The organism is Bradyrhizobium sp. SBR1B, assembly GCF_014198205.1.
In the GTDB taxonomy this organism is placed as follows: Bacteria; Pseudomonadota; Alphaproteobacteria; order Rhizobiales; family Xanthobacteraceae; genus Bradyrhizobium.
Window position 1 is genome coordinate 1 of the sequence record NZ_JACIHC010000004.1, and the last position, 23299, is coordinate 23299.

21 protein-coding genes are annotated in these 23299 nt (G+C 64.3%); 5 read left to right on the top strand and 16 right to left on the bottom strand.

Annotated elements, in window-relative coordinates:
* Positions 1-133 precede the first annotated feature (133 nt).
* The 8 genes from GGD61_RS11730 to gltX all read right to left on the bottom strand — a co-directional run bounded on the left by GGD61_RS11730 (position 134) and on the right by gltX (position 9451).
* The gene (locus GGD61_RS11730; RefSeq protein ID WP_092257182.1) at positions 134-901 is read right to left on the bottom strand and encodes an SDR family NAD(P)-dependent oxidoreductase; all 768 of its coding nucleotides are present in this window, start codon (positions 899-901) and stop codon (positions 134-136) included.
* Positions 898-2007, bottom strand: a complete 1110-nt coding sequence (locus GGD61_RS11735) for an ABC transporter ATP-binding protein (protein WP_018320219.1) — start codon at positions 2005-2007, stop codon at positions 898-900. The genes GGD61_RS11730 and GGD61_RS11735 overlap by 4 nt, the downstream gene beginning before the upstream one ends.
* A 10-nt stretch (positions 2008-2017) precedes the next feature.
* On the bottom strand, positions 2018-2875 hold the full coding sequence (locus tag GGD61_RS11740; protein WP_177237139.1) for a carbohydrate ABC transporter permease: 858 nt from the start codon (positions 2873-2875) through the stop codon (positions 2018-2020).
* Positions 2868-3716 (bottom strand): carbohydrate ABC transporter permease, encoded by an 849-nt coding sequence (locus GGD61_RS11745; protein ID WP_085964149.1) that lies wholly within the window; start codon positions 3714-3716, stop codon positions 2868-2870. The genes GGD61_RS11740 and GGD61_RS11745 overlap by 8 nt, the downstream gene beginning before the upstream one ends.
* A 71-nt stretch (positions 3717-3787) precedes the next feature.
* Complete coding sequence (locus GGD61_RS11750; protein ID WP_183230736.1) at positions 3788-5074, bottom strand: ABC transporter substrate-binding protein; 1287 nt, start codon at positions 5072-5074, stop codon at positions 3788-3790.
* 57 nt (positions 5075-5131) lie between these two features.
* Entirely contained in the window at positions 5132-6310 is a 1179-nt protein-coding gene (locus GGD61_RS11755; RefSeq protein WP_177237159.1) for an ROK family transcriptional regulator, read from the bottom strand.
* A 261-nt stretch (positions 6311-6571) separates the two neighbouring features.
* On the bottom strand, positions 6572-7876 hold the full coding sequence (gltA, locus tag GGD61_RS11760; protein WP_018320224.1) for a citrate synthase: 1305 nt from the start codon (positions 7874-7876) through the stop codon (positions 6572-6574).
* 147 nt (positions 7877-8023) lie between these two features.
* Entirely contained in the window at positions 8024-9451 is a 1428-nt protein-coding gene (gene gltX / locus GGD61_RS11765) for a glutamate--tRNA ligase (RefSeq protein WP_092257170.1), read from the bottom strand.
* Between the two features lie 167 nt (positions 9452-9618).
* Between gltX and GGD61_RS11770 the strand changes: the two genes are divergently transcribed.
* The 3 genes from GGD61_RS11770 (at position 9619) to GGD61_RS11780 (ending at position 12223) form a co-directional block, all read left to right on the top strand.
* The gene (locus GGD61_RS11770) at positions 9619-11295 is read left to right on the top strand and encodes a glutamine--tRNA ligase/YqeY domain fusion protein (RefSeq protein WP_092257167.1); all 1677 of its coding nucleotides are present in this window, start codon (positions 9619-9621) and stop codon (positions 11293-11295) included.
* Between the two features lie 7 nt (positions 11296-11302).
* A complete protein-coding gene (locus GGD61_RS11775; RefSeq protein WP_092257165.1) occupies positions 11303-11689 on the top strand; it encodes a nuclear transport factor 2 family protein in 387 nt (128 codons plus the stop codon).
* A gap of 171 nt (positions 11690-11860) precedes the next feature.
* Positions 11861-12223 carry an SPW repeat protein gene (locus tag GGD61_RS11780; RefSeq protein ID WP_018320230.1) on the top strand — a complete coding sequence of 121 codons (363 nt, stop codon included), beginning with the start codon at positions 11861-11863 and terminating at the stop codon, positions 12221-12223.
* A 135-nt stretch (positions 12224-12358) separates the two neighbouring features.
* On the opposite strand, the gene GGD61_RS11785 is transcribed toward GGD61_RS11780, so the two are convergent.
* Positions 12359-13681 carry an MFS transporter gene (locus tag GGD61_RS11785; protein WP_018320231.1) on the bottom strand — a complete coding sequence of 441 codons (1323 nt, stop codon included), beginning with the start codon at positions 13679-13681 and terminating at the stop codon, positions 12359-12361.
* 387 nt (positions 13682-14068) lie between these two features.
* Here GGD61_RS11785 and GGD61_RS11790 point away from each other — a divergent pair, with 387 nt between their 5' ends.
* Positions 14069-14302, top strand: coding sequence for a DUF2171 domain-containing protein (locus GGD61_RS11790; protein ID WP_024341296.1), 234 nt, complete (start codon positions 14069-14071; stop codon positions 14300-14302).
* A gap of 95 nt (positions 14303-14397) precedes the next feature.
* Positions 14398-16674: a ComEC/Rec2 family competence protein gene (locus GGD61_RS11795; protein WP_183230737.1), complete on the top strand. Its 2277-nt coding sequence runs from the start codon at positions 14398-14400 to the stop codon at positions 16672-16674.
* 9 nt (positions 16675-16683) lie between these two features.
* On the opposite strand, the gene GGD61_RS11800 is transcribed toward GGD61_RS11795, so the two are convergent.
* The 7 genes from GGD61_RS11800 to GGD61_RS11830 form a co-directional block, all read right to left on the bottom strand.
* On the bottom strand, positions 16684-17625 hold the full coding sequence (locus GGD61_RS11800) for a GAF domain-containing protein (RefSeq protein WP_092257003.1): 942 nt from the start codon (positions 17623-17625) through the stop codon (positions 16684-16686).
* Between the two features lie 218 nt (positions 17626-17843).
* A complete protein-coding gene (locus tag GGD61_RS11805) occupies positions 17844-18278 on the bottom strand; it encodes a hypothetical protein (protein WP_018320255.1) in 435 nt (144 codons plus the stop codon).
* Positions 18279-18810: 532 nt separating this feature from the next.
* Positions 18811-19512: a transcriptional repressor LexA gene (gene lexA, locus GGD61_RS11810; protein WP_026202323.1), complete on the bottom strand. Its 702-nt coding sequence runs from the start codon at positions 19510-19512 to the stop codon at positions 18811-18813.
* 175 nt (positions 19513-19687) lie between these two features.
* A complete protein-coding gene (gene glp / locus GGD61_RS11815; RefSeq protein WP_183230738.1) occupies positions 19688-20899 on the bottom strand; it encodes a gephyrin-like molybdotransferase Glp in 1212 nt (403 codons plus the stop codon).
* Between the two features lie 228 nt (positions 20900-21127).
* A complete protein-coding gene (locus tag GGD61_RS11820; protein ID WP_049814976.1) occupies positions 21128-21334 on the bottom strand; it encodes a hypothetical protein in 207 nt (68 codons plus the stop codon).
* Between the two features lie 169 nt (positions 21335-21503).
* Entirely contained in the window at positions 21504-22133 is a 630-nt protein-coding gene (locus GGD61_RS11825; protein WP_177237125.1) for an HAD family phosphatase, read from the bottom strand.
* 8 nt (positions 22134-22141) lie between these two features.
* Entirely contained in the window at positions 22142-23275 is a 1134-nt protein-coding gene (locus GGD61_RS11830; RefSeq protein WP_092256994.1) for an alpha-hydroxy acid oxidase, read from the bottom strand.
* Positions 23276-23299 lie beyond the last annotated feature (24 nt).

Genomic DNA, 23299 nt, shown 5'->3' on the forward strand with positions numbered 1-23299 from the left:
CCTGCGCCAGGAAGCTCCTCATTTACGCCAATACTGTCGTACAGCGCGGCACGCCATGGATCGAAAAAGAAGCCTAGCTCTTAATGGTTGCTACGAGACCGTGAACGTTGCGCCATTGTGGCCGGATCAAGTTCTACGCAAGTCCTGCATCCACCCGAAAACACTGGCTGGTGATGCGCTGGCTTTCGTCGGAGGCGAGGAACAGCGCCATATTGGCGACGTCCTCGGGCGTCACTGCGTCTGGTACGGCCTGCCGCGAGCGCATCTCGACGATGACCTGCTCGTCCGGATACCACAGCCGGCGCTGGCGCTCGGTGATCACCATGCCCGGTGCAATCGCATTGACGCGGATGCGGTCGGGGCCGACCAGCCGGGCGAGCGAGTTGGTGAAACCGACGATCGCCGCCTTTGCCCCGGCGTAGACCGGCAGCCCCGGCGCCCCGCGCATCCAGGCGATCGAGGACATGTTGATGATCGAGCCGCCGCCGCGCGCCTGCATCTGCGGCACCACCGCTTGCGCGGCAAAGAAGACGTGCTTGAGATTAACGCCGATCATCCAGTCGAACTCTGCCGGCGTCACTTCGGCCAGCACCTGGCGTTGATCATTAGCGGCGTTGTTGACGAGCACTGCGGCATCCCCGAGCGATCGCTGCACCTGTGCCATGCCGGCGCGCAAGGCCTCGATGTCCAGGAGGTCGCATGGCAAGAACAAGGGCGCGGTTTCGGACGCAGCGCTCACCTCCGCGACCAGCGCCCCGCCGGCTTCTTCATCCACATCGAGGAACGCAACGCGCGCCCCCTGCGCCACGAAGGCGCGCACGAAGGCGGCCCCGATGCCGCTGGCGCCGCCGGTGATCAGTACGACGCGGTCCGCAAGTCCGGCATAGCTCGTCTTTGTCATGCGATCAGTCGCTCCGTCTCGGGGTCGAACAGGCAAATGCGGCGCGTATCGAGCGCAAAGGGGGCCGCCGTCCCCGGCGGGGGGCGTATGTCCGGCGTGATGCGCGCCAGCGCGGACTCGCCGCCGAGCCGCAGCAGCACGATGGTTTCGGCGCCGGTGGGCTCGACCATCTCCACCGGCGCGTGGACGACGATGGGTGCACCGCCGGAGAACACGCGGTTGCCCTCCGCGATGCATTCCGGCCTGATCCCGAACACCACCTCGCGGCCGAGATAAGGTGCTGCGGCATCGTATCCCTGCAGACGAAGGCGAACTTCGTCCGGCCGCCCCGCGCCAATCACGACCACAGGACCACCGGCGTCAGCCTCGAGCCGCGCCGGCATGGTGTTCATCGGCGGCGAGCCCATGAAGCGTGCGACGAACAGATTGGCGGGATAGCGGTACACGGTATCGGGATCGGCAAACTGCTGCACCACGCCGCGATGCATCACGGCGATCCGGGTCGCCATCGTCATCGCCTCGATCTGGTCGTGGGTGACGTAGATGATGGTCGCGCCGATGCGCTGGTGCAGCCGCTTGATCTCCATCCGCATCTCGACGCGCAGTTTTGCGTCGAGATTGGACAGCGGCTCGTCGAACAGGAAGAGCAGGGGATCGCGCACCAGCGCACGGCCCATCGCCACCCGCTGACGCTGGCCGCCGGAGAGCTGCGATGGCTTGCGGCCGAGCAGTGCCTCGATCTGGAGCAGTTTCGCGACATTCGCGACCGCAGCGTCTTGCTCCGCTTTGGGTACGTGACGGCATTCCATGCCGAAGGTGATGTTCTGGCGTACCGTCATCGACGGGTAGAGCGCATAGGACTGGAACACCATGGCGATGTCCCGATCCTTGGGCGGGACGTCATTGACCACGCGTCCGCCGATCTCGACGGTCCCTGCGCTCGGATGATCGAGCCCGGCGACGATGTTGAGCAGCGTAGACTTGCCGCAGCCGGATGGCCCGACCAGCACCGTGAACTCGCCGCTTTCGATGTCGAGATCGACGCCCTTCAGCACCTCCAGATTGGCGTAGCGCTTCGACAGGGTTCGAATGCTCAGTGCTGCCATGACAACTCCATCATTTCACGGCCCCGGCAGTCAGGCCGCGGACGAAGTATTTGCCGCCGAGGAGATAGATCAACAGCGTCGGGAGCGCCGCGATGATCACCGCGGCGCTCTGCACGCCGTGCTGCGGGATGTCTGCGACTGCAGCGGACAGCGCGATGAGAGCGGCGGTGACAGGCTGCTGCTGGCCGCTCGTGAACGTCACGCCATAGAGGAACTCGTTCCAGATATGCGTGAACTGCCAGATTACGGTGACGATCAGGATCGGCGGCGAGAGCGGCAGGATGATGCGCCAGAAGATGCGGAAGAACCCGGCGCCGTCGATGCGCGCGGCCCTGATCAATTCATGGGGGATGGCGACATAATAATTGCGGCAGAACAGCGTGGTGAAGGAGAGCCCCTGGATCGTGTGAATCAGCACGAGGCCCGCCAGCGTGTTGATGAGACCGATGTCGCGCAGCACGATGGTCCAGGGCAGCAGGCGCATCTGCTGGGGAAGGAACAGGCCGAGGGTCACGATGCCGTAGATCCAGGTGTCGCCGCGAAAACGCCAGAGCGACACGGCGTAGCCGGCGACGGCACCGAGCATGGTCGAGAAGATCGTCGCAGGAATCGTGACGAGGGCGGAGTTCAGCATGTACGGCCGGATGCCGGCGCAGGTCTCGGCGACGCAGAAGCCGCTCCAGGCAGCCAGGTAGTTGCTCCAGGCCCAGTGCTGCGGCCAGCCGATCATCGAGCCCTGCGCGATTTCCTCGTTGCTGCGGAGCGAGTTCAGCACTACAACAGCCAATGGCGCGAGCCATGCCGCAGCGATCAGCAGGACGATGAGGTAGATCAAGATCCGGCTTGGTGCGAAGGTCCGCTCACGCATGGGCGGCCCGCCGTCGCTGAACATATCGCCACGCCGCATACGGCAGCAGCACCGCGAGAAGAATGAGCAGCATGAGAACCGCCGCCGCCGCGCCCCGGCCGAGCAGGCTGCGCTGGAACATCAGGTCGTAGACGACGAGTGCCGGCAGCTGGGTCGCGATTCCCGGCCCGCCATTGGTGAGCGCGCGGACGAGGTCGAACGTCGAAATCGCGAACTGCAACTGGATCACGACGACGGTGATGGTGATCGGCCAAAGCGACGGCAGAATGATGCGCCGGTAAATTCGGATCGGTCCCGCGCCGTCGATCTGCGCGGCCTTGATGATGTCGGTGTCGACGGAGCGAAGGCCGGCAAGGAACAGCGCCATGGCGAAGCCCGAGGATTGCCAGATCGCGGCGATCACGATGGTCCAGATCGCCATGTCGCGGTCGATCAGCCAGTCGAACTTGAAGGAGGTCCAGCCGAGGTCGTGGACGAGCTTCTGGATTCCAAGGCCAGGATTGAGCAGCCAGCTCCAGACCGTGCCGGTGACCACGAACGACACCGCAAGGGGATAGAGGAAGATGGATCGCAGCAGGTTCTCGCCGCGAATGCGCTGATCCAGCAGGATCGCAAGAGCGAGGCCGGTCACCAAGCTCAGCAGCACGAAAGCGCTGCCAAAAAGCAGCAGATTGTCGAAGGCGATCTGCCAATTCCGCGACGCCGCGACCGCCGAGTAGTTGCGCAGCCCCACCCAGCCCGAGACGGGGATCAGCGTCGATGGCGTGAACGAGATCCAGATCGTCCACAGCGAGAACGAGACGAGGTGCGCGGCGGACAGCAGCAGCGGCACCCAGATCATCAGATATTCGGGCAGCCGGCGCACCCATTCGGGAAGCGCCGGCCGGCCCGGTCTTATCGCGGCGGCATTGGTCAACGCGCGCCCTCGACGGCCTCGGCGAGGCGGGTGGCCGCCTGCTCGGGCTTGATCGTCTTGTTCTTCACGTACTCCGTGATCACGTCGATCATCGCCGCGGTCATCCCGTTCTCCTGCGCCATGTTGTGCGCAAGGCTCAGGACCGCCTGGTTGCTGGCGATGGCGTCCTTCAGGGCTGCCGCGGTCCGCCGTTGACCGTCCGACCAGCCTTCGCCGGACAAATCGACGTCGGTGCGCACGGGGATCGATCCCGTGATCTGCGAATACATGGTCTGGATCGCCGGATCCATGACGAGCTGGGCCATCAGGGTCTGGCCGGCCTGCAGGTCGGGCTCCTTGCGCTGCCAGAAGATGAAGGCATCGGCGTTCAACAGGAACACCGGCTTGCTATTGTCGCTCGGACCTGGCGCGATCATGAAGTCCTCGAACTTGAAGCCGGCATTGCGCAACACGCCCTGCGCCCAGCCGCCCATGATCATCATGCCCATGTCGCCGTCGATAAAGCGCTTGAGGTTGGTCGAGAAGTGCTGGGCGCCGACATTGGGGTCCATCCAGTCGGCGATCTTTCGCACCTGCGCGAACGCAGCCTTGATCTCGGGGCCCTCCAGGGCTTTCTTCTCGAGATTCATGATGGCGGCGCGGTATGCGAGGGGACTAATGCCGGCCAGGGCGGCCTCGAATTTTTGCCCGTCGTCGGGGCGGGTGCCGCCGTTGGCGACGGGATAGGGGACGCCGCCCCCTTTCATCTTGTCGGCGAGGTCGTTGAAGTCAGCCCAGGTGACGGGGACCTTGTCGGCCTTGGCCTTGTCCATCGCGCGTTTGGAGAGAAACAGCATGTTGGTGCTGTAGATCTGCAACGGCAGTGCGATCCATTTGCCGCCCGGCTTGTGCAATTTCGCAAGGTCCGGCGCGACAACTTTCTCATAGCCGGCGGCCGCGACCACGGCGTCGAGATCGACAGTCGGGGCAATCTTCGACCAGGCTGCGATCTCGGGACCCTTGAGCTGCGAGCAGGCCGGCGGATCGCCGGCCATGATCTGAGCGCGCAGCTTGTTCATCATCTCGGTGGTGAAACCGGGGACGGGCGAGTGCTGCCAGACGCCGCCTTTCTCCTCGAACTTCTTGCCGAGCGCGGTGATGGCCGCCCCGTCGCTGCCCGCGGACCATTGTGAGATCGCGGTCAGGCGCGGCTTGACCGCGCCTTGCGCGCGGGCAAAGGCGGGCAGTGCGAGCGCGGCAGCGGATCCAGCGAGCAGACGGCGCCTTGTTGTCGTGATCGGCATGGCAGTTCCTCCCGGTGTGAACTCTCTTGCGCGCGAGCCGCGCAGCTTCAGGCCATCTCAGGCGGCCTCCGTCGACGCGGCCGGCATGCCGCCGCGGCAGGCGAGGCAGAACGCGGCGAAGGACAGCGCGGCCCTGGGATCATTGCCGTTCGACGGCGGCACGAAAGCCAGCGACACCTGCGCATGCTTGCGGCCGCCGAGCAGGCAGGCATCGACGCCCTCGACCAGCGCTTTCCGATCGCCTTCCGCAAGGAGCGAAGGCCAGCCGGAGATGGCGACGCCGTGGCAGGGCTTGACGTTCAGCGTGTTGCCGATCGCGAGCCCAAGGCGATACAGGCGATGCCGCAGCTCCTGGCGCACGCGCGAGGAGATCGGGATCGCAGTCACCCAATCGCTGCCGAGCTGGAGCAACTCCGGCTCGGGCACGCCGAGAAGCTCGGCCAGCGCCGGAAGCGAGGTATAAGCCTCGACACAGCCGAGGTGGCCGCAGCGACAGCGCGGTCCGCCTTCGCCAAACACCATGTGACCGAGCTCGATCGGCTGGAGCGCGTCGGTCTCGGCGGGATCATCCATCCAGGCGCCCGCAACGCCATGGCTGACAAACACGAACAGGTGCGTGTCATTGAACGGATAGTTTTCCGTGCGACAGCGATGGAATGTGGCGTGCGCCACGACCGAATTGGTGAATTCGACGGGCACGTCGGCGAACGTCTCGCCGAACATGTCGCTGATGCGCCCGACGTCACAGGGAATGATGGGATTACCCGCGGCGCTGAGCCGGCCGAGGCCCGGAATGGAGACGCCGACCTGCGAAAGGACGACGTGGCGGCGCCGCGTCCAGTCGCGCAACAATGTCATCGCTTCGCGAAAGACCCGGCCGACGGTCTCGACGGTCGGCGTCTTCGGCAGCGGTACGCGCTCGGTGTAGTGCAGCTCGCCCGACAGGCCGCCGACGCCGACGCTGAGGTGCTGAGCGGTCAGCTCGAAGGCTGCGAGGGCGACCGCTCCATCCAGCGACACGAGGCCAGTCGGGCCGCCGACGTAAGGGGCAGGGCGCCGTACTTCCTCGATCAGGCCTTCGGCTTTCAGGTCAAGCAGGATGCGCGACAGGCTCGCTTCGGACAGGCGCACGGCCTTGGCCAGCGGCGGGCGAAACGAGCCGCCCGACTGGAGCAGATGGGTCAAAATGGCAGCGCGCGTCTGCCGCCGACTTCTCGGCTGCTCCGGCATTTCCATCCCTGTCGTCATTCTTACTTAGTGTAAGAATTTGCGCGCGGAGCGCTCTGACTGTCAAGGCGTTTGCAGCCGTAAGCGTGGACTTGTTGTTGTGCGCGGCAGCAAGAGTGTCACGGCCCGATTGGTCTCGTAGGGTGGGCAATGCGAAGCGTGCCCACGACTTCGTATCTGTTGCGCTTTGCCCACCTACGGCACCGCCCCAAAACAAAAACGGCGCCATCCTGCGATGGCGCCGCTTCGAAAGCCGTATCGGCTTGGAGCTTACTTGCGATCCTTGATCGCGACGTAGTCGCGGCGGGTGACGCCGGTGTAGAGCTGGCGCGGGCGGCCGATCTTCTGCTGCGGGTCCTCGATCATCTCGCTCCACTGGCTGATCCAGCCCACGGTGCGGGCGACCGCGAACAGCACGGTGAACATCGAGACCGGGAAGCCCATCGCCTTCAGTGTGATGCCCGAATAGAAGTCGACGTTCGGGTAGAGCTTGCGGTCGATGAAGTACTGGTCGCTGAGCGCGATCTTCTCGAGCTCGAGCGCCACCTTCAGCATCGGATCGTCGCCATGGCCGGTCTCCTTGAGCACGGCGTGACACATCTTCTGCATGATCTTGGCGCGCGGATCGTAGTTCTTGTAGACGCGATGACCGAAGCCCATCAGGCGCACTTCGGAGTTCTTGTCCTTCACCTTGGCGATGAATTCGGGAATCTTGTCCACGGAGCCGATCTCGGCGAGCATCGCGAGGGCTGCTTCGTTGGCGCCGCCATGCGCCGGCCCCCACAGGCACGCGATGCCGGCGGCGATGCAGGCGAACGGGTTGGCGCCGGACGAGCCGGCGATGCGCACCGTCGAGGTCGAGGCGTTCTGCTCGTGGTCGGCGTGCAGGATGAAGATCTTGTCCAGCGCGTCAGCCAGCACTGGGTTGATCTTGTAGTCCTCGCACGGCACGGCGAAGCACATGTGCAGGAAGTTCTCGGCGAACTTGAGCGAGTTCTTCGGGTACACGAAGGGCTGGCCGACCGTGTACTTGTAGGCCATCGCCGCCAGGGTCGGGATCTTGGCGATCATGCGCATGGAAGCGATCATGCGCTGCTTCGGATCGTTGATGTCGGTGGAGTCGTGATAGAACGCGGCGAGCGCGCCGACCGCAGCCACCATGATCGCCATTGGATGGGCGTCGCGACGGAAGCCTTGGAAGAAACGGGCCATCTGCTCGTGCACCATCGTGTGATGGGTCACGCGGTCGTCGAAATCCTTTTTCTGCGCGGCGGTCGGCAGATCCCCAAACAGCAGGAGATAGCAGGTCTCGAGGAAGTCACCGTTCTCGGCGAGCTGCTCGATCGGGTAGCCGCGGTATTCCAGCACGCCCGCGTCGCCGTCGATATAGGTGATCTTGGACTGGCAGCTCGCGGTGGAGGTGAAGCCGGGATCGTAGGTGAACAGGCCGGACTGACCGTAGAGCTTGCCGATATCGATGACATCAGGCCCGACGCTGCCGCTGTGGATCGGGAGATCGTAGTTCTTGTTTCCGACCGTCAGCGTAGCGGTCTTATTGCTCGGTTTTGCGTCCATCGTAGGTCCCCGATGAAATGTGAAGCGGGCCGGAGCCGGAGGCCCCCTTTGCGAGATGATGGGGCAGGCCGGATGTTCCAGAAGGTACGGGGGAGATGGGTATATTATTGCTGTGTGCGCTGCAAGATCGCCGCACGCATGCTCGACTTACGTCGTAGACTGATCTTTAAGCCGGCCGAGGCTTTCCTGGCGTCCCAGGACGTCCAAAACCTCAAATATACCAGGCGACGTCGTCCGTCCGGTCAGCGCGGCCCGCAAGGGTTGGGCGACCGCGCCGAGCTTGAGACTATTTTCCTCGGCAAAAGCGCGCAGCGCAGCTTCGGTGGTGGCGCCGCTCCACGTCTCGACTTTCTCCAGCGCGGAATGAAGCTGGCCGATCAGCTTGCGGTTCTCTGGCGTCAGCAGCGCTTGCGCCTTGGGATCGAGCTCCAGCGGCCGGTCGGCGAAGATGAAATAAGCGCTGTCGATCAGCTCGATCAGCGTCTTGGCGCGCTCCTTCAGGGCCGGCATGGCCTTGAGAAGCTGGGCGCGCGTAGTGTCGTTTAACTTGGCCTTGAGCTCGTCGCGTGCGGGCACGAGATGGTCGAGCACGTCCTCGAACATCTTCACGAGTGATTGATCGTCGGCGTGGCGGATGTAGTGGCCGTTGAGGTTTTCCAGCTTGGCGAAATCGAAGCGGGCGGCGGCACGGCCGACGCTGGCGAGGTCGAACGCCGCGATCATCTCCTCGGTCGAGAAGATCTCCTGGTCGCCATGGCTCCAGCCGAGCCGGACGAGGTAATTGCGTAGCGCGGCCGGCAAATATCCCATGGCGCGGTAGGCATCGACGCCGAGCGCGCCGTGGCGCTTGGAGAGCTTCGAGCCGTCCGGGCCGTGGATCAGCGGAATGTGGGACATGCTCGGCAGAGCCCATCCCATCGCATCGTAGATCTGCTTCTGGCGCGCGGCGTTGATCAGATGATCGTCGCCGCGGATCACATGGGTGACGCCCATGTCGTGGTCGTCGACCACCACAGCGAGCATGTAGGTCGGGTTGCCATCGCCGCGCAAAAGCACGAGGTCGTCGAGGTTCTCGTTCTGCCAGACGACGCGGCCCTGGACCTGGTCCTCGATCACGGTCTCGCCGGTCTGCGGCGCGCGCAGGCGGATCGTCGGCTTGACGTCGGACGGGGCTGTCGCGGGATCGCGGTCGCGCCACATCCCGTCATAGAGGCGGGTGCGCCCTTCCGCGCGCGCCTTCTCGCGCATGGCGGCGAGTTCCTCGGCGGTGGCGTAGCAGCGATAGGCCTTGCCGTCGGCGAGCAGCTGCTCGGCGACCTCGCGGTGGCGCGCGGCGCGGCTGAACTGGTAGATGACCTCGCCGTCCCAGCCGAGCTCCAGCCATTTCAGACCGTCGAGAATGGCGCCGATCGCAGCCTCCGTGGAACGCTCCCTGTCGGTGTCCTCGATCCGGAGCAGCATCTTGCCGCCGTGCTTCTTCGCGTACAGCCAGTTGAACAGCGCGGTGCGGGCACCCCCGATGTGGAGGAAGCCGGTCGGCGAGGGAGCGAAGCGCGTGACGACGGAATCGGTCATTCTTGGCAGGGCCTATGCTTTGGAGGCGGTGGTGTATAGCAGGAACGGGACATAAACAAAGCCCGCTGGCGGACCTGCCAGGCCCTGCTTGGTGCCTTGCTTAAGCTCTTGGCTCAGCCTCCCGAATTTGGCAGAAGAACCGCTGATTTCCCGACAGGATCTTCGTAATGACAGAACCGGTGGCAGCTGAGGTTGGGCGCGATTTCATTCGTGACATCATCCAGGCCGACCTCGATCAGGGCAAATACAGGGAGATCGTGACCCGGTTCCCGCCGGAGCCGAACGGCTATTTGCATATCGGCCATGCCAAGTCGATCGCGCTCAATTTCGGCATCGCCCAGGAGTTTCCGGGCCGCTGCCATCTGCGTTTCGACGACACCAACCCGGTCAAGGAAGAGCAGGAATATATCGATTCCATCCAGGCCGACGTGCGCTGGCTCGGCTTCGACTGGGGCAAGAACCTGTTCTTTGCCTCGGACTATTTCGAGCGCCTGTACGAATGGGCGGAGCAGCTGATCCGCGACGGGCTCGCCTATGTCGACGACCAGACCCAGGAGGAGATCCGCCTCGCGCGCGGCACGCTGACCGAGCCCGGCAAGAATTCGCCGTTCCGCGACCGCAGTGTGGACGAAAACCTCGACCTGTTCCGCCGCATGAAGGCCGGTGAATTCCCGAACGGCACGCGGGTGCTGCGGGCCAAGATCGACATGGCCGCGGGCAACATCAATCTGCGCGATCCGGTGCTGTACCGTATCCTGCATGCGCATCATCCGCGCACCGGCACCAAGTGGCACATCTATCCGAGCTACGATTACGCCCACGGCCAGTCGGACGCCATTGAAGGCATCACGCATTCGATCTGCACGCTGGAGTTCGAGGACCACCGGCCGCTCTACGACTGGTTCATCGAAAAACTGCCGGTGCCGTCGCAGCCGCACCAGTATGAATTCGCGCGGCTCAACCTGACCTATACGCTGCTGTCCAAGCGCGTGCTGACCCAGCTCGTCCGCGACGGCCATGTCGCAGGCTGGGACGATCCGCGCATGCCGACCATGGCGGGGATGCGCCGCCGCGGCGTGCCGCCGGCCGCGCTGCGTGAATTCGTCAAGCGCATCGGCGTTGCCAAGGCCAACAGCGTGGTCGACGTCGGCATGCTCGAGTTCTGCATCCGCGAGGAGCTGAACCGCACGTCGCAGCGACGCATGGGCGTGCTGCGCCCGCTCAAGGTGGTGATCGAGAACTATCCGGAAGGGCAGACCGAGGAGCTCGAGGCGATCAACCATCCGGACGATCCCTCGGCGGGCACGCGGAAAATCACGTTCGGCCGCGAGCTCTATATCGAGCAGGACGACTTCATGGAGAATCCGCCGAAGAAGTTCTTCCGCCTGTCGCCGGGCAACGAGGTGCGGCTGCGCTACGCCTATTTCGTCAAGTGCACGGGCGTGATCAAGAACGATAAGGGCGAGGTGGTGGAGCTGCGCTGCACCTACGATCCCGCGACCAAGGGCGGCAACGCGCCCGACGGCCGCAAGGTCAAGGCGACGATGCACTGGCTGCCGGCGGCGAATTCGGTGCCCGCGGAGATCCGCATCTACAACCAGCTGTTCGCCAATCCGAGCCCGGACGCCTCGAATTTCGCAGCGGATCTCAATCCGCAGTCGCTGGAGATCCTCGCGGACGCGCGGATCGAGGCATCGGTCGCACAGAGCAATTCGACCGAGCCGATGCAGTTCGAGCGCCAGGGCTATTTCGTGCGCGACAAGGACTCGACGCCCGGCAAGCCGGTTTTCTCACGCACCATCGGCCTGCGCGACACGTTCGCGAAGGAAGTCGCGAAAGGTTGAGGCGCACATGAGCAGCGAAGCCGACGCCATCGTTTCCGCCATCATCGCGAAATGGTGCGCCGGCTTCGCGACTCTCGATGCGGCCGCGCTGTCATCGCTCTATTCGAAGAGCGCGTTCTTCTTCGGCTCCAACCCAAGACTCTATCGGGGCAGGGACGGCGTTGCCGATTATTTCAACGGCCTGCCGCGCTGGCGCAAGCCAAGCGCTGTGTTTTCCGATGTGAACGCAGCGCAGGCCGGCCCTGATCTGATCAACATGGCCGCGACCATCACGTTCGATCTCGCGGGCGAGCGGGACGATCTCATCGTCAAGATGAGCTGGGTGATCGTCCGCGAGGACGGCGGTTGGAAGATCGTCAATCACCACGCCTCGTCGCGGACATCGCTGATCTAGCGGCAGCGGAACGTCCTGCGTCCTGACGCAAGGCGGTTGCTGGGGCCCTTTCCAGCGACATACGTGTCAGGATTGGCGCCCCGGATCAGCGCAGCGGCAACATAACGCAGGTTGGATGGATGCATTTTCATCGGTGCGCCCCATCTAATTGGAAGAGGGGAGGTGAGCATTATGCGCATCCAACATTGGCAAGATGCTGCCAGCCTGTTGGTCGGCGTATGGCTGGTCCTGTCGTCCTTCATCCTGGGCTTGTCCGGAGCGGCTGTCTGGATCACCATCGCGCTCGGGCTCGGCGTCGTGCTCTTTGCCGTAGAAGCGTTTGTCATCCCGTCATATCTGGAAGAGTGGGGAGAAATGCTGCTGGGTCTGGCTCTTGTGCTGGCGCCTTGGACCATTGGCTATGAGTCAGCGTCAGCCACGGTGAGCAGCGTATTGTCGGGCATATTGGTGATCTTGCTCGGCGGCTGGGAACTGATGACCGATCGTGACTTCACCGCCTGGTGGCACGATCGCTGGCATCATCCAGCCGGCTGACAAGAGCGGTTAGCCGAACTTCGCCGACCTCTATCCAATGACGGTCGGAGAGGGGGGATTTGGCTCCGGCATTCCGAAGGAAATGTGCGGTGCAGGGCCTCGCGGTCCTGCACCAGGTCATCCCATCACAAGCCATCACAATGCGGCTCTGGGCTCGATCGGTTGCCAGATGCTGATCTTGCGCGTCTCCGGCATCAGGAAGACAGCGAGCACGAAGCATACCGCGGGGACCACGATCGGGTAGATCAGTGCGTAGCCGATGCTGCCGGTCGCGGCGAATGCCGCCGAGGTGATGAACGGCACCAATCCGCCACCCCAGCCGTTGCCGATGTGGTACGGCACGGAGACCGATGTGTACCTGATCCTGGCGGGGAAGAATTCTGCCAGAAATGCGCCGACCGGGCCGTACACCATCCCGACGTAGCAAACGAGGATGAAGATGATGAAGATAGCGGTCGGATAGTTGATGTTTCCGGGCTGCGTGACCGATCCCAGCCACAGATACAGCGGATAGTACGTGATCGCGGCGAGCAGCATGCCTCCGAGGATCACCGGCTTGCGGCCGATCTGATCCGACAGCCAGCCAAAGAAAATCAGGCTCGGCGTTGCAATGAGCAATGCTGCTCCCACGATGTAGGCCGAGGTCAGCGGGTCCACCTTGGAGACCTGCTGCAGAAAGTATAGCGCCCAGAATTGACCACTGTACCAGACCACGCCCTGTCCGATCAGGACCACGATGGCGATCCCGATGTATTTGATGTTCGAACTGAGGAAGGCCTCCTTCCACGGATTCCTCGTCATCTGTCCGCGGGCTTTGATCTCCTGGAAGATCGGCGTCTCCTGGAGCTGGAGGCGAATATAAATCGCGATGGCCACCAGCAGGAAGGACACCAGGAACGGAATGCGCCACGCCCATTCATCGAAGGCCTGATTGCCGGCATAGGTTCGGGTCAGGATGATGACTGCCAGCGATACCACGATCCCGAGAGTCGGAGAGGTCTGTAGCCAGCCGGTGTAGTAGCCGCGCTTGTCGTCAGGCACATGCTCGGCAACATAGGTGATGGCGCCACCATATTCGCCGCCCAGGCACAGCCCCTGGATCATGCGCAAGCCGAAGAGAAGGATCGCAGCCGTCAGCCCGATCGACTGGTAGGTTGGGATCAATCCGATCGCTCCCGTGCCCAGTCCCATTCCGCTGAGCGTGACGAGAAACGTATATTTGCGGCCGACCCGGTCACCCATCCATCCGAACAGGAATGCTCCCACCGGACGGATCAGAAATCCTGCCGTGAACAGCGCGATCGTGCTGAGCAGGGCGGCGATGGGGTGCGACTGCTCAAAGAACTTGACCGATAGAACTGCGGCCAGGCTGCCAAAGATATAGAAATCATACCATTCGATGATGTTTCCTACCGACGCAGCGATGATCACGCGGCGAAAATCGCTCGGTACCTGCATGTGCGCCTCCTATGGTTTCAAAACGCCTCCTCGCTTGATTCAGCGTCGATCTTCTCGCGGAGAGCGTGATGCGCGGCGTTGCAGGCGCCAATTCAAAGAGTTGCGTCGGCAACGTCTGACCTCAGGCGCGTTTGGCGCCACCTGAGAAGAGCTCCGGCGGTCTTAGAGCCGCGAGCCACCACTGCCTGCCCGTCTGTCAGGGAGGCGGGGAACCGTAGTGTAATCCCACCACGGGCTGCCAACTTATGAGACTTTCGGCTCAATCGATCTGACACGGGGCGTTTTTGCGACAGAGATCGCAAGGACTCGAATTGTCCGCGACGTCTGGTAATCAGCGAACGGAAAGGCGTCTCAGGCGTTGTGAGGGAGCCGGAAAAGGAACCCACCATGCAGAACATCGCAGAGCATATGGAAGTCATCGGCGCCGACGGCGTCCACGTCGGCACGGTCGATCGCGTCGAAGGCAATCGCATCAAGTTGACCAAGAAGGACAGCGGTGAGGGTAGCCACAAGGGCCATCATCATTTCATCGACAAGGGTCTCGTTGCCGATGTCGAGGGTAACAAGGTGCGGCTCTCTGCCAAGGCGTCGGTCGCCGTGACCATGGAAGAGGAAAAGTAGGGGCGCCTTCTTGCGTTCCCGATCTGTACCGCTATTCGCGCGGTCGCACGTTCCGGTAGCCTCTGTGCCAGTCGCGTCGCGTTAGGTGCAGGGATATGGCGGAGCCGGGCCGGCCAATACGCTCCCAGGGAGTTGCCGGGACGTGGCCGGTCGGCCGTGCTGCACCGGCTGGCGGCTTTGCCCCCGCGGGCTTTGGAGCCTGGCCGGCAATCGTCGAGACGCTGCGTGAATGGGCCCGCGCCGAGGCCGGCGCGGGGCGACTGTTGCCGTGGGTGCCGGTCGCCTTTGGCGGCGGTATCGCCCTTTATTTTGCCGCCGATCATGAGCCAGTGCTGTGGGTCGTTGCCGCGACGGCGATCGCGCTCACGTTTGGCGCGATCCTGTTGCGGCGGAGCCGGCTCTTTGCGCCTGCGATCATGATTGCGGCGGTCGCTTCCGGCTTTGCCGTGGCGACCTGGAAGACGGCGCGCATCGCCCATCCCGTGCTGGCCAAGCCGCTCTATTCGGTGTCGCTGTCGGGTTTCGTCGAGGCCCGCGATATCCGCGAGCGCACCGATCGTTTCGTGCTGCGCGTCACCGCGATGGAGGCGCAGCGCAGCGAGGTCAAGCTGGAACGGGTCCGCCTGTCGGTGCGCAAGGGCACTGCGCCCGAGGTCGGTAGCTTCGTGCAGCTCAAGGCGCGGCTGATGCCGCCGCTCTCGCCGGTGCGCCCCGGCAGCTACGATTTCTCGCGCGACATGTTCTTTCAGGGCATCGGCGCTTCCGGCTTCGTGATGGGCGCGATCACGGCTTCAATCCCGCCCGATGCCGGTGGCCTGCGGCTGCGCTATGCCGCCTTCATGCAAGGCCTGCGCGATACGATCGATGCGCGCATCCGGGCCACGCTCGAGGGCGATAACCGCGCGATCGCGACAGCGCTACTCACCGGGCGGCGCGATGCGATTTCCACGCCGGTCAACGACGCGATGTTCATCTCGGGGCTCGGGCACGTGCTCTCGATCTCCGGCTATCACATGGCGGTCGTCGCCGGCGTGGTCTTCTTCGCGGTGCGCGCATTGCTGGCCTTGATCCCGGGACTTGCGGCCGGCTTTGCCATCAAGAAATGGTCGGCGGCCGCAGCGCTGGTCGCGGCTGCGTTTTATCTGCTGCTGTCGGGCGCGGAGGTCGCGACGCAGAGATCGTTCTTCATGACGGCGGTGGTGCTGATCGCAGTGATGGTCGATCGCCGCGCCATCACCTTCCGCACGCTCGCAGTGGCGGCACTGATCGTGCTCGCAGTCGCACCGGAGGCGCTGGTGCATCCGAGTTTTCAGATGTCGTTCGCCGCGACGCTCGGACTTGTTGCGCTGGTGCAGATCGGCATGCCGAACCTGTTTGCGTCCCCCGATCATTCGGCGACAGCGCGGATCGCGCTGTGGGGCGGCCGCGAGATCGCGATGCTGTTCCTGGCCTCGCTGATCGCAGGGCTTGCGACCACGCCCTACGCCGCCTTCCACTTCCACCGCGTCACGCCCTACGGCGTGCTCGCCAACCTCGGCGCGATGCCGGTGGTCTCTGCGCTGGTAATGCCGGCGGGGCTGTTGGGCCTGCTCGCAGCGCCGTTCGGGCTCGACGGCGTGTTCTGGTGGCTGATGGGGATCGGGATCGACTGGATGGTCGCGGTCTCGCGCTGGGTGGCGGCACTGCCGGGCGCGGTCGGCCGCATCCCGGCCTTCGGCATCGCGCCGCTGATCGCAGCGAGCCTGGGGGTCATCGTGATGGGCCTGTTGCGCACGCCCCTGCGCTGGGGCGGTGCCGTGGTGCTGCTGGTTTCCATCGGCTGGGGGCTTTCGGTGCGGCAGCCCGATATCCTGATCGCCGGGGACGGCGCGAGCGTCGCGGTGCGGGGCGCGGACGGGCGTTTGCATCTGATCAGGGCAGGCAAGGACAATTTCCTGCTGAAGGAGTGGTTGTCTGCCGACGCCGATCCGCGCGATGCCGGCAGTAGCGCGCTGGCGAGCGGCATATCGTGCGACGAGTCCGGCTGCGTGACACCGCTCGCCGACGGACGGCTGGTCGCGCTGGCCTCGCGCATCGACGCGTTGGCGGAGGATTGCAGCCGCGCCGCGCTGGTGGTGACGTCGCGGCCCGCGCCGCCGGATTGTGCCGCGATGGTGGTGGATCGGCAGCGCCTCGCTCGCCAGGGCGCGCTGGCATTGACGCAGCGCGGCGACGGCTTTTCGGTTCAGGCGGTGAGGGCGAGCGGCACGAACCGCCCGTGGTCACCGGCTGGTGTCGGCGAAGGTGATTTCGACGGCAGCCTTGTGCCGAAGGCGGCTCCCCGCAGCCGCGACGCAACGCCATCGGAGACCGACTTGCAGGCCGACGATTGACGCGATCGATTACAGATACCAGGCCAGCACGGCCTCGAGCCTTGCGTTGCCGATGACTGGCAGGGCCACCATCCGGTTCAGCCCGGCTGCGCAGGCCTCGGACCCGGCGATCGAGCCGTCATGGGTGAGATCGTCGTTGAGCGCGGGCATGCCGGTGGCCCAGGCGCCGCCGATGCTGCCTTCGCCTCGGGCGATGGATTTGTCCGCATAGCGTGCGGCAAGGTCGGTCTGCGCGCTGCAATCGCCGGCGCGAAAGACCAGTGCCGAACGGGCCTCGTTCGGGACCCAGATCTCGAAGCGTCGCGCAATCGGCGTTGCCTGCGCCGAGACGAATGTCAAAACCCAGGTCTGGTCGGTGCCGGTTCGGTAGGGTACGCCGACCCCCAGATTGATCCCGACCTTGGCGGCGTCCTCCCAGCGCAGGAAGCTCTTGGCGTCGTGCAGGTCCTTGATGATCAGCGGCAGGCCCGCCTTCCAGGTGCGTCCGAGCAGGCCGAAGCCGCGAGGAAACCTGGTGTGGCGGGAGTTGAATTCGAACATGTCCGCCGCGCCGTAATAGCCGTCGACGAGGCCCATCTCGTGGGAGAGATCAGGATCGTTGTGCCAGAGCTCGATCGCGCCGACATGCGCCTCGTCGTCGCCGCAGAACAGCACCATCACGGCTTGCAGGAATTCGCCTGCAAACAGCGGCACCGCCACGCCGCAGGTGAGGCCGGCCGCGACGGCCTGATCGGTTCGCTTGAAATAGGAGTTGGCGAATTTCGTGAGGATGACGGGATGGCCGCAGGCCCAGGCCTTGCCTGGAAGCCCCTCGTCATATCCGAAGTGCAGCTCTTCGCTGACGGCCTTGAACGCGGACAGCCCTTCATCGTAGAGGCCGCCGCCGAATTCCAGCCGCATGCGCGTCCGGTCAGGCACCCAGAGTTCAACGACGCGAATGAAGGTTTTCATCGAGCGTGTCCGCCGCCTCAAACCACGACAGCATCGGTCATTTGGCTGCGGAGCGGACGTTCAAAATTCAGGCAGCACGGCTCAAACTTCGTGCGGCGACGAGGCGAGGCGGCGGCGCTCGCCGATCGAATTTCATGAAACAAAAACCCACCGGGCTCGCCGGCCTCGGCCGGCGACGGCATTTCAATCCTTGCCCTCGGCCTATCGGGCGGAGGGCGTCAGCCGATCGGCAGTCGTGTGACCGTCGGGCGACTGTCGGCGATGATCTGCGGCTTGTGCTCGCGCTCGCCGATCGGCTGGGTCACCGGCAGTTGCAGCACGGTTGCGCGCTGGCCTTCGACCAGTTGCGTCACCAGCACGGATTTGCCGTCCGGGAATTCGATCGCGTCATGATGGCGATCGGGAATGTGCGGATCGATCTTGCCGAACTTGCCGACGCGGGAGTTGACGGTGCGCGTCCAGATCCAGCGGTTGTCGTAACGGACGTCGTCGGCGAAGGCGAGCTCCGTCCCCGGCAGCAGGCAGACCGCGACGGAGAGATCGGCTTCGGAGGCGAAGCCGCGCGTCGAGGTGCCGCGGAATGTTGTCGTAACGATCGTCTCGCCGACTTCTGCGGGGCGCGTCGCGACGGCATGCAGGCTGTAGTCACACATCGGGTGCTCCTCAATGCAGAGATAGCGACCCGCACCTCTTTCGGAGGCGCAGGCCCCTACCAGAGTGGAAGCACGTGACGGTCTGCTCGGTTGTAGGCAAATCTGCGGCTGGGATCCGCGAGCCCCGATCACATTATCTTTTCCATCTTTTCCGAATTTGTTAGGAACAAAGTCGGCTTCCGTGCATTTGGCAGCCGCGTCTCGACAACCGCGCCTGTCAACGACCGGCGGAGTGATGCGCTTGCGCAGCAACGGCTTGCGATGCTGATGTTGCGATCAGCGTTGCTGCGGTTGCACTCAAACGAGCTGCGCATTTGGGCCGTCCCCCTCGAACTCGAAAGGCCGCGAAGCGATGTTGCGTCGCGCGGCCTGCCGAGGATGTCGCGCAAGGAGGAGGGGCCGGACAATCTGTGCGATACCAGAAAGACTATCCAGCCGGAGCGGACCGTTATCCGCTCCAATCTCTGATCGGCGAGGCCGATCGAAGGCGCGCGCGAGGCGCTAAAGACTTCGGTATCGAGTACTTCCGGTATCAGTACTTGCGGTAAAGCCCGATCAGCTTGCCCTGAATCTTCACGCGGTTCGGCGGCAGGATGCGCACCTCATAAGCGGCATTGGCGGGCTCCAGCGCGATCGAGGCGCCGCGGCGGCGGAAGCGCTTGAGCGTGGCTTCCTCGTCGTCGATCAGTGCCACCACGATGTCGCCGGTATCGGCGCTCTCGTTGCGCTGGATCAGCGCCATGTCGCCGTCGAGGATGCCGGCCTCGACCATGGAATCACCGCGCACTTCGAGCGCGTAATGCTCGCCGGAGCCGAGCATGTCGGGCGGCACGCTGATCGTGTGGCTGCGGGTCTGCAAAGCCTCGATCGGAGTACCGGCCGCGATGCGGCCCATCACGGGCACCGCAACGGGTCGCTCGCCCTCGTCCGCGGACGGGCTGGAGCTCGCGCGTAGCTTGCCGAGATTGCCCTCGATGACGCTTGGCGTGAAGCCGCGTCGGTTGCCGGCGGCAGCCTGGAGCTCCGGCAGCTTGATCACTTCGATGGCCCGGGCGCGGTTGGGCAGGCGGCGGATGAAGCCGCGCTCCTCGAGCGCGGTGATCAGGCGGTGGATACCTGACTTCGAGCGTAGGTCGAGCGCATCCTTCATCTCGTCGAAGGACGGCGGCACGCCGCTTTCCTTCAAGCGCTCGCTGATGAACCGCAGAAGCTCGTATTGTTTGCGCGTTAACATCTCGAACAAAGTCCCCCGGTTGATGTCGTTCGATTCCGAGACGATGAGTTCAGCGATAAGCCGCTACATCTCGAAACAAATCATGAACGGACACTATATGTTCGATATGTGTTCCGCAACTGCTTAATTTACCGTGAACAGAACGAAACTCACGGAATGCGTGTGGCGGCGCAGTTCAGACGGGGAGCCGCAGCACCTCGCAGGGGCTGTCGGCCTCGGCCTTCGGCGCAAACGGTGCGCGCACGAGAAGTACCTGTGCTGCAGCAAGATTCGCAAGCAGAGAGGAGTCCTGATGGCTGACGGGAAGGGCAACGAGCGTGCCGTCGTCGCGCATTTCCAGGCGCGCGCGCAGATAATCCTCGCGCTGGTCGTTGGCGCCGAGATCGCGGCCCAGCACGACGCGCTCGCGATGATGATGAATCACCGAACGGCCTGACAGCGCGCGAATCAGCGGCAACATGAACAGGAAGGCGCAGACGTAGGACGACACGGGATTGCCGGGCAGGCCGATGACGCCCATTGCCCCTAACCGTCCGTGCATCATCGGCTTGCCGGGCCGCATCGCGATCTTCCAGAACGCCATCGCGATGCCTTCGTCCTTGAGCGCCTGCTGGACCAGATCGTGGTCGCCGACCGATGCGCCTCCGGTCGTGACCAGGATGTCGGCGCCGCTTTCGCGCGCGCGGCGGACGCCGGCGGTGGTGGCCTCCAGCGTATCGGCGGCGACACCGAGGTCGATGGTCTCGGCGCCTTCGCTGCGGGCGAGCGCGTGCAGGGCATAGCCGTTGGAATAGACGATCTGGCCGTGCCCGGGCGTTGAGCCCGGCATCACCAGTTCGTCGCCGGTGGCGAGAATCGCGACCTTCGGACGGCGGCAAACGGCGAGCTGCGGGTGGTTCATTCCGGCGGCGAGGGCGAGATCGCGCTCCGTCAGACGGGTTCCCTTGCGCAGGAGAACGTCGCCCTCGCGGAAATCGACGCCGGCGGGGCGGATGTGCCGACCCACGATCGCGGCTTCCTTGATCGTTATGTGCTTGCCTTCGGCGATCGTGTCCTCCTGGATCACGACCGCATCCGCGCCGTCCGGAACGACGCCGCCGGTGAAGATTCGCACGGCTTCGCCGGCGCCGACCTTTCCCGTGAACGGACGGCCCGCTGCGACCTCACCGATCATGGTCAGCCTGGAATCGATTGTTGCCGCGTCGGCTGCACGCACGGCATAGCCGTCCATCGCCGACATCGCCTGGGGCGGCTGGGTGCGCCGCGCAGCGACGTCCTGCGCGAGCACGCGATGGTAGGCTTCGTCGAGTGAAACCATCTCTGGGGGCAGCGGCTCTGCACCCGCCAGCACCGCAGCAAGGGCGTCGGAAACCGGCATCAAGGCCACGGGCGAAACTCCTGCTCGGCACGTTCGGATGAAATGTTCCGACAGTCTTCTAGCCGAGCGCGGGGGCAGAGGCAAAATGGCGGAGCGGGCAGGATTTATCCTGCCGCTTCCGGCCCAGAATGGAAGGCAGGCTCAGGCTTGGCGTGGCATGATCCAGAGAACGAGACCGATCGGCAGGAGGGTGGCCATGGCGAGGACGAGAATGACGAGCGCCACAGCCAGCATCGCTCAACTCCCGCTCGGCCGGTCCGGCCCGGCGTCCAGCGCGACGTCGGGAGCCTTCGGCCCTTGATCCTTGTCGGGCAGCGGATCGGCCTGGGATTTCAGGTCGGCGGCCTTGCTGATCAGCTTGGCGGAAAGGTCAGAATCCGAGGTGGTTCTTGCGAATTCAAGCAGGAGAGAGGCTTGCTTGGTGAGATAGGTTTTGCCCAGCACGTGCATAAGTCCGGTGTAGAAGTCCCAACGGACTCAAGAGTCCGTAAGGGGCCATTCCGTTCCCGGAACTCCGTACAAAAATGCACAAAGCGCTCTGGTTCCTCATTTTGGGCAAAATTGGTTCCGGAAGACTTGGGCGACGTTGGCGTCTCCCGCTGCGCGGAGATCGTCAGATGCCCAATGCCTTCAAGGCGTTCCCGACGTCGCGCGGCGACGTCACATGCACCGCTGTCAGCCCGCGCGACCGCGCGCCTTCAACATTCTCGGCGAGATCGTCGAAGAAAACGATACGTCTTGCGGGCACGCCGATGGCGGCGACGACATGGTCGAAGGCTTCCGCATCCGGTTTGCGCAGGCCGATGCTGGACGACAGATATAGCGCGCGGAAATGGCCGAGCAGTTCGCAGTATTCCTTCGAGAAATAGTCGACATGCGGCCGGTTGGTGTTGGAGAAGGCGTAGAGCGGCATCTGCTTCGCCGCGCGCGGCAGCAGCTCGGCGATGTCAGGCATCTCGCCGGCGAAGATCGCGTTCCAGCCTTCCAGGAACTGGGCGTCCGAAATGCCGATGCCGAGCGAAGCACGCAGCGAGGCGAAATAGTCCTCGTCGCTGATCCTGCCGACCTCGTGCAGCCGGTAAGCCTCGTCACGCACATAGCGCGCGACGATGGCCTCGGGCTGGCAGCCGGCATGTCCCGCCCAGCAGGCGATCGCCTTGGAGAAGTCGATGTCGAGCACCACGCGCCCGAGATCGAACAGCAGCGCATCCGCGCTGCCGGGAGAAAGCGAGTTCACTTGCATCCTTTCACTCAGTATCGATAGGGATCGTGGTCGAATAGCGGGAATGCGCTGAAGACGCTCGGCGCGTTGGTGGCGGTCGCCGGATGCAGGCAGGATTTGTCGACCTCGGCAAATGACGTGGCGCCCAAAAGGCCGAGGCAGCGCAGCACTTCGTCCTCCAGCAGCTCCAGCATCCGCGCGACGCCGGCCTCGCCAGCCGCCGCCAGCGCCCAGCATTGCAGCCGGCCGATCCCGACCATGTCCGCGCCCGCCGCGATCGCCTTGACGATGTCGGTGCCGCGACAGACACCGCCATCGACCATGATCTTGGCGCGGCCCTTCACGGCCTCGACGATCTCGGGCAGCACATGCATGGCGCCGCGGCCGTGGTCGAGCTGGCGGCCGCCATGGTTGGAGACGTAGATCCATTCGACGCCATGATCGACCGCGATCAGGGCGTCCTCGGCGGTGGCGATGCCCTTCAGGATCAGCGGAATCCTGAACTTGTCCTTGATCATCTTCACGGTCCGCCACTCAAGGCCCTTCTGGAAATCGCCGCCGGTGGCACGCAGGCGGCTTTCGCGAACGTAGCGCTTGGCGATGTCACGCTCACGACGGCTGTAATGGGCGGTATCGACGGTCAGGCAGAAGGCGGCATAGGCGCTCTTCTCGGCCCGGCTGACGACATCGGCGACAAAGGCGTCGTCGCCGCGGACATAGAGCTGATAGAGCCGCAGCGCATCGGGTGCGGCTTCGGCGGTCTGCTCCAGGCCGGGCTCGGACACCGAGCTCAGCATGTGCGCTGCACCGAAGGTGCCGGCAGCGCGCGCGACGCTCGCCGCGCCATCCGGATCGAAGATCTCGAGCGCACCGACGGGGGCGAGCACCACCGGCAGGCGCATCCTGCGGCCGAACTGCTGAACCGAGCCGTCGACCTTGCGGACGTCGCGCAGCACGCGCGGGCGGAAGGCGATCTCGTCCAGCGCCATGCGGTTGCGGCGCATCGTGGTTTCGGTCTCGGCGGCGCCCACGATGTAGTCCCAGGCGTTCTGGTTGAGGTTGGCCCGCGCTTTCCGAATGAATTCGTGCAGGTTCTGGAACGGCTCGTTGCTGGCGCCGAGCTCGACGTTCCGTTCCGGCCGGATCCGGGGTGCTTCGTTCATTGTTATCCTCCCGAGAATTTGAAG

Bases quoted from the DNA above. Each gene is read 5' to 3' on its own strand.
- GGD61_RS11730 (WP_092257182.1), bottom strand. From the start codon at position 901: ATGACAAAGACGAGCTATGCCGGACTTGCGGACCGCGTCGTACTGATC.
- GGD61_RS11735 (WP_018320219.1), bottom strand. From the start codon at position 2,007: ATGGCAGCACTGAGCATTCGAACCCTGTCGAAGCGCTACGCCAATCTG.
- GGD61_RS11740 (WP_177237139.1), bottom strand. From the start codon at position 2,875: ATGCGTGAGCGGACCTTCGCACCAAGCCGGATCTTGATCTACCTCATC.
- GGD61_RS11745 (WP_085964149.1), bottom strand. From the start codon at position 3,716: ATGATCTGGGTGCCGCTGCTGCTGTCCGCCGCGCACCTCGTCTCGTTC.
- GGD61_RS11750 (WP_183230736.1), bottom strand. From the start codon at position 5,074: ATGCCGATCACGACAACAAGGCGCCGTCTGCTCGCTGGATCCGCTGCC.
- GGD61_RS11755 (WP_177237159.1), bottom strand. From the start codon at position 6,310: ATGGAAATGCCGGAGCAGCCGAGAAGTCGGCGGCAGACGCGCGCTGCC.
- gltA (WP_018320224.1), bottom strand. From the start codon at position 7,876: ATGGACGCAAAACCGAGCAATAAGACCGCTACGCTGACGGTCGGAAAC.
- gltX (WP_092257170.1), bottom strand. From the start codon at position 9,451: ATGACCGATTCCGTCGTCACGCGCTTCGCTCCCTCGCCGACCGGCTTC.
- GGD61_RS11770 (WP_092257167.1), top strand. From the start codon at position 9,619: ATGACAGAACCGGTGGCAGCTGAGGTTGGGCGCGATTTCATTCGTGAC.
- GGD61_RS11775 (WP_092257165.1), top strand. From the start codon at position 11,303: ATGAGCAGCGAAGCCGACGCCATCGTTTCCGCCATCATCGCGAAATGG.
- GGD61_RS11780 (WP_018320230.1), top strand. From the start codon at position 11,861: ATGCGCATCCAACATTGGCAAGATGCTGCCAGCCTGTTGGTCGGCGTA.
- GGD61_RS11785 (WP_018320231.1), bottom strand. From the start codon at position 13,681: ATGCAGGTACCGAGCGATTTTCGCCGCGTGATCATCGCTGCGTCGGTA.
- GGD61_RS11790 (WP_024341296.1), top strand. From the start codon at position 14,069: ATGCAGAACATCGCAGAGCATATGGAAGTCATCGGCGCCGACGGCGTC.
- GGD61_RS11795 (WP_183230737.1), top strand. From the start codon at position 14,398: ATGGCGGAGCCGGGCCGGCCAATACGCTCCCAGGGAGTTGCCGGGACG.
- GGD61_RS11800 (WP_092257003.1), bottom strand. From the start codon at position 17,625: ATGAAAACCTTCATTCGCGTCGTTGAACTCTGGGTGCCTGACCGGACG.
- GGD61_RS11805 (WP_018320255.1), bottom strand. From the start codon at position 18,278: ATGTGTGACTACAGCCTGCATGCCGTCGCGACGCGCCCCGCAGAAGTC.
- lexA (WP_026202323.1), bottom strand. From the start codon at position 19,512: ATGTTAACGCGCAAACAATACGAGCTTCTGCGGTTCATCAGCGAGCGC.
- GGD61_RS11825 (WP_177237125.1), bottom strand. From the start codon at position 22,133: ATGCAAGTGAACTCGCTTTCTCCCGGCAGCGCGGATGCGCTGCTGTTC.
- GGD61_RS11830 (WP_092256994.1), bottom strand. From the start codon at position 23,275: ATGAACGAAGCACCCCGGATCCGGCCGGAACGGAACGTCGAGCTCGGC.